This is a genomic window from Actinomadura rubrisoli, assembly GCF_004349215.1.
GTDB lineage: Bacteria > Actinomycetota > Actinomycetes > Streptosporangiales > Streptosporangiaceae > Spirillospora > Spirillospora rubrisoli.
The window spans coordinates 1-4,431 of sequence record NZ_SMKU01000526.1 but is presented as its reverse complement, the minus strand read 5'-3'; the positions used below and the strand labels follow the sequence as shown (position 1 = coordinate 4,431).

Sequence of the window (4,431 nt, the reverse complement as noted above, 5' to 3'; positions counted from 1 at the left end):
GGCCGGGGGCGGAGGTGGCCTCCTCCGACGCGGACACGGGCTCAGAAGGCCGTTCCGGCGCCGAGCCGACCTCGGGGTCGGTCTTGGCGGTTTCGGCCGCCTCGGAGGCGCTGGGCGCGTTTTCGGACGAGGCGGGCGCGGGTGCCGGAAGGTCGGTCCGCGTCGGCTCGGCCGGAGGCCGGGCGTGCGCGCCGATGCTGCCGGACGCGAGCGGGTCGGGCTCCGGCGAAGACCAGGCGGGCAGAGACGTCCCCGACTCGTGGCCCCTGGCGGTCTCCTCGCGCTCCGGCCGCGGGATGTCGCTCGTCTTGTCCAGGCTGAGCGGCGAGGTGGACGAGGACGGCTGGGCGTAGGGCGGCTGGGCGAGACCTGACAGGCCGCTCTCGGGACGGGACGCGGAGCGCTCGCCGCCGGGCTTGGAGGATGCCGCCGCCTTGCCCGCGTCCGAGGACGCGGGGACCGAGACCGCGGCGCGCGCCGCCAGTGCGGTGTCGGGCAGGCAGGCGGTGCAGGGGCTGAACCCCTCTTCCTTCGCCTCGACGTAGGTGAGCTCTTCTGTGTCCCTTCCGGCGAGCTGCCGGCAGGTGTCCAGGTGGTAGCGCTTGCGGCCGCGGACGACGAAGACCAGTGCGTCCTCGGGGACGTCGACCGGCTGGACGGGGATCTCCACCTCGTCGTCGGCCGGCTCGGCGGGAGGCCTGGCCTGCTGGGGCGCCGTGGCGCCCTGCGCCGAAACCGGCGAAGCAGGTGGAGCCGATGGAGCAAGTGGAGCCGTTGGGGCCGGCTTCTTGCGCTTCCCGCTCTTGGGCTTGCGCCCGGCGGACGGCGAGGCACCGGCGCCGAAGAGCTCCTTGCGCCGCAGGAACACCCCGGTGGACAGGCACAGGGCGGAGACGATGCTGACGGCGATCGATATGTAGATCACCACCAGCGCGTCAAGGCCGAACACCTGGGCGCTGTCTCCGTTGCCGGCGACGATTCCCGCAACCAGCAGGGCGATCGCCACCACGACGAGAACGCCACTCAGGATGATCACAGGGTCTCTCTCCCTCGTTCAGACCGCTCGGCTCCGGGTCGCCGAAAGGACCCGGTGGTCGACCCGCCGTCGCCGCCGGGATGGCGGTGCCATCCTCGGCGCGGCGATCGGGAAGACACTATCGCCTGCGGGGTCCGCGTCAGCGCCTCTCGTGCGGCGGGTTGTCGCCGCCCGCGTGGAACGCGCCCGTGGCCGAGTGCTGGACCTGCTGGGTGTGCGGCGCCGGCTCGGCGGGCGACGGGAACGGGCTGGGCGCGGCGGGGTTGGAGCCGCCGGCGGTGCCGTTGCGGTTCTCGGCGTGGGGCAGGGCGTTCTGCGGGCCGGTCTGGGCCGCTCCGCCCTGGGGGGCGCTCTGCTGGGACTGGACGGCGCCGGGGACGGCGGCGAACGCTCCGGTCTCGGTGCTGCCGGCCTCAAGGTCGCGCAGCTGGCCCTCCAGGTAGACCTTCAGGCGGCTGCGGTACTCGCGTTCGAAGGCGCGCAGGTTGTCGACCTCGCGCTCCAGCTCCTCGCGCTGCTGCACGAGCGAGCCCATGACCTGGCGGTGCCGCTCCTGGGCGTCGCGGTCGAGGGCCTCGGCGCGCGAGCGGGCCTCGCTGACGATCTGGTCGGCCTGGCGGCGCGCCTTGCCGAGGATCTCCTCGGCCTCGCGGCGGGCGCGGCCGAGGGTCTCGTCGGCCTCCCGGCGGGCGTCGGCGATCGCCTGGTCGGCGGTCTGCTGCGCCAGCGCGAGCACGCGGGCGGCGGTGTCCATGTTGTCCTCGCCCGTGGGCGCGGGCGCCATGCCGAGGCCGCCGAGGGCGGGCTCCGGCTCAGGCTGCGGCTGCGGCTCCGGGCGCTGCTGCACTTCGGGGATCTTCTGGACGTCCGGCTTCGGCTCCACGATCGGAGCGGCCATGGCGGGGACCTTGCCGCGCAGGCACTCGGCGAGCTTGGCCCGCAGCTCCTCGTTCTCCTGGATGAGGCGGTCGAGCTCGGCCTCGACCTCGTCGAGGAAGGCGTCCACCTCCTCCTCGTCGTACCCCGGCCTCAGCCTGGTGGTACTGAACTGCTTGTTCCGCACGTCGGCGGGTGTCAGCGGCATGTTCGTCTCCTTGGCGCGCTTGGAGTCTGTCCCCAAAGGACGGTATCCGATCAGAGCCTCTGCACGAAGATGATCATGACCCAGACCACAAGGATGAGGAAGGTGAAGCTGAGGTCCAACGCCACGTTACCCAGCCTGATGGGCGGGATGAAGCGCCTTAGGAGCTTCAGTGGCGGATCGGTGATGGTGTAGGTCGCCTCGGCGATCACCAGCACCACCCCGGACGGCTTCCATTGCCGGGCGAACGACTGCAGGACTTCGAGGATCAACCTCCCGATGAGGAAGAGGAGGAAGAAGTACAACACGTACAGCAGTACGTCACCGACGATGTTCACGGACACTCTCGCTTGTGGCTGTCAGCTTTGGTTGAAGAACCCTCGTTCTGCCATCCGGGCCTTGTCCTCCGCCGTCACCTCCACGTTGGCGGGCGACAGGAGGAACACCTTGTTGGTAACACGCTCGATGCTCCCGTGCAGGCCGAACACGAGACCTGCCGCGAAGTCGACCAGCCGCTTGGCATCGCTGTCGACCATCTCGGTCAGGTTCATGATCACCGGTGTGCCCTCACGGAAGTGCTCCCCGATGGTCCTTGCCTCGTTGTAGGTCCTGGGATGCAGCGTAGTGATACGCGCAAGGTCGGTGGTACCGGACTCGTAGAGTGCCACGGAGCGTCGCTCCACCGTGGACGATGCGTGATGATCCCGATCAAGGTCCGCCGCGTCCTCGGCTCGGGTAAGCTGACCGCCGGATTCGTCCTCGCGGCGGCGCCCCTGACCTGTGTCGGTCTCCTCGTCGTAGACCTCGTACTCGTCGTAGTCGTCGTACTTGCCGTACTTGTCGTCGTAGCGGTCGTCCTCCACAAGGCCGAGGTAGACCGCCATCTTGCGCATCGCGCTGGCCATTTGTCCCTCCGTGTCCTGTGGCCGCGGCACCCGGCGCGTCCGGCGCCGCCGTTGGACTCGTCCATCTACGTGGCCCACATTCCGGCAGGTACCACTGGGGGGACATTACCTGACGATTGCCCGTCGGCCCCCGAGCAACGCCGTACCGACCCGCAGGTGTGTCGCGCCGCACGTGATCGCCTGCTCCAGGTCGCCGCTCATCCCGGCCGAGACGACGGCGGCGGACGGGTGCGCGCGGCGGACCTCGTCAGCGACGCCGGCGAGGCGGGCGAAGGCGGGCAGCGGGTCGGCGCCGAGCGGGGCGACGGCCATCACCCCGCCGAGCTCCAGGTTCCCGGCGCCCGCGATCTCGTCGGCCAGGCCGGGCACCTCGGCGGGGAGCGCGCCGCCGCGCCCGCGCTCGTGGTCCGGCGGCGCCTCGTCCAGCGACACCTGGACGAGGCAGCGCAGCGTGCGCCCGGCGCGGACGGCCGCGTCCGACAGCGCGGCGACCAGCCCGGACCGGTCGACCGAGTGGACGACGCCCGCGTACCGGGCGACCGCGCGGGCCTTGTTGGTCTGCAGCCGCCCGACGAAATGCCAGGTGAGCGGCAGGTCGGCGCATTCGGCGGCCTTGGGGCGCGCCTCCTGGTCGCGGTTCTCGCCGATCTCGGTCAGGCCGAGTCCGGCCAGCAGCCGCACATCGGACGCGGGGAACGTCTTGGTCACCGCGATCAGGGTGATCTCGCCCGCGTCCCGTCCGGCGGCGGCGCAGGCGGCGGCGATGCGCGCGCGCAGCTCGGCGAGGCCCTCGGCCAGCTCGGCGCGGCGCTCGTCCGGGGACGGGCGCGCGCCCGCCGCCGGCCCTTCCGGGCCGTGGTCGGGTGCGGTCACACGTCTTCCCTGAGCCAGACGTATCCGGCGAACCGGCCGGTGCGGCCGTCGCGGCGGTAGGAGAACAGCTCGGGCGACTCGATGGTGCAGCGGGGGTCGACCCGCACGTCCGCCACGCCTTCGGCGGCGAGCTGGGCCGCGATGCCGGCGCGGATGTCGAGGCCGGGGGTGCCCTTGGACGTGGTGGCATACGCGGCGGGCACCACCGCGGCGACCTCGTCACGCATGACCGCGGGCACCTCGTAGCAGCCGCCGCACGCGGCGGGGCCGATCGCCGCCGCGATCCTGGCGGGGTCGGCGCCGCGCTCGCACATCCGCTTCACCAGCGCCGGGACGACCCCGGCGGCCGTGCCGGGGCGGCCGGAGTGGGCGGCGCCGACGACGCCCGCGGCGGGATCGGCCAGCAGGACGGGGGCGCAGTCGGCCACGAGCACCGCCAGCGCCAGGCCGGGGACAGTGGTGACGATCGCGTCGACGGGATCGAGGCCCCCGCCGGATGGGGCCGGGGGTTCGGCCCCGGCCCCATCCGGCGGGGG

At 72.5% G+C, this 4,431-nt stretch carries 6 protein-coding genes; all 6 read right to left on the bottom strand.

From position 1 onward, the window contains the following. Positions 1 to 1,036: hypothetical protein (locus E1298_RS44570; RefSeq protein ID WP_131903420.1), on the bottom strand; the 1,036-nt coding region annotated here is incomplete at its 3' end. A 139-nt stretch (positions 1,037 to 1,175) separates the two neighbouring features. After that, positions 1,176 to 2,120: a DivIVA domain-containing protein gene (locus tag E1298_RS44565; RefSeq protein WP_131903419.1), complete on the bottom strand. Its 945-nt coding sequence runs from the start codon at positions 2,118 to 2,120 to the stop codon at positions 1,176 to 1,178. Positions 2,121 to 2,170: 50 nt separating this feature from the next. Continuing rightward, complete coding sequence (locus E1298_RS44560) at positions 2,171 to 2,455, bottom strand: YggT family protein (protein ID WP_131903418.1); 285 nt, start codon at positions 2,453 to 2,455, stop codon at positions 2,171 to 2,173. A 21-nt stretch (positions 2,456 to 2,476) separates the two neighbouring features. After that, positions 2,477 to 3,022, bottom strand: coding sequence for a cell division protein SepF (locus E1298_RS44555; protein WP_131903417.1), 546 nt, complete (start codon positions 3,020 to 3,022; stop codon positions 2,477 to 2,479). Positions 3,023 to 3,127: 105 nt separating this feature from the next. Next, positions 3,128 to 3,820 (bottom strand): YggS family pyridoxal phosphate-dependent enzyme, encoded by a 693-nt coding sequence (locus E1298_RS44550; RefSeq protein ID WP_131903421.1) that lies wholly within the window; start codon positions 3,818 to 3,820, stop codon positions 3,128 to 3,130. Positions 3,821 to 3,891: 71 nt separating this feature from the next. Next, positions 3,892 to 4,431 (bottom strand): purine nucleoside phosphorylase YfiH/LACC1 family protein (locus E1298_RS44545; protein WP_131903416.1); only part of this gene is annotated, 540 nt, incomplete at its 5' end.

Bases quoted from the DNA above. Each gene is read 5' to 3' on its own strand.
- E1298_RS44565 (WP_131903419.1), bottom strand. From the start codon at position 2,120: ATGCCGCTGACACCCGCCGACGTGCGGAACAAGCAGTTCAGTACCACC.
- E1298_RS44555 (WP_131903417.1), bottom strand. From the start codon at position 3,022: ATGGCCAGCGCGATGCGCAAGATGGCGGTCTACCTCGGCCTTGTGGAG.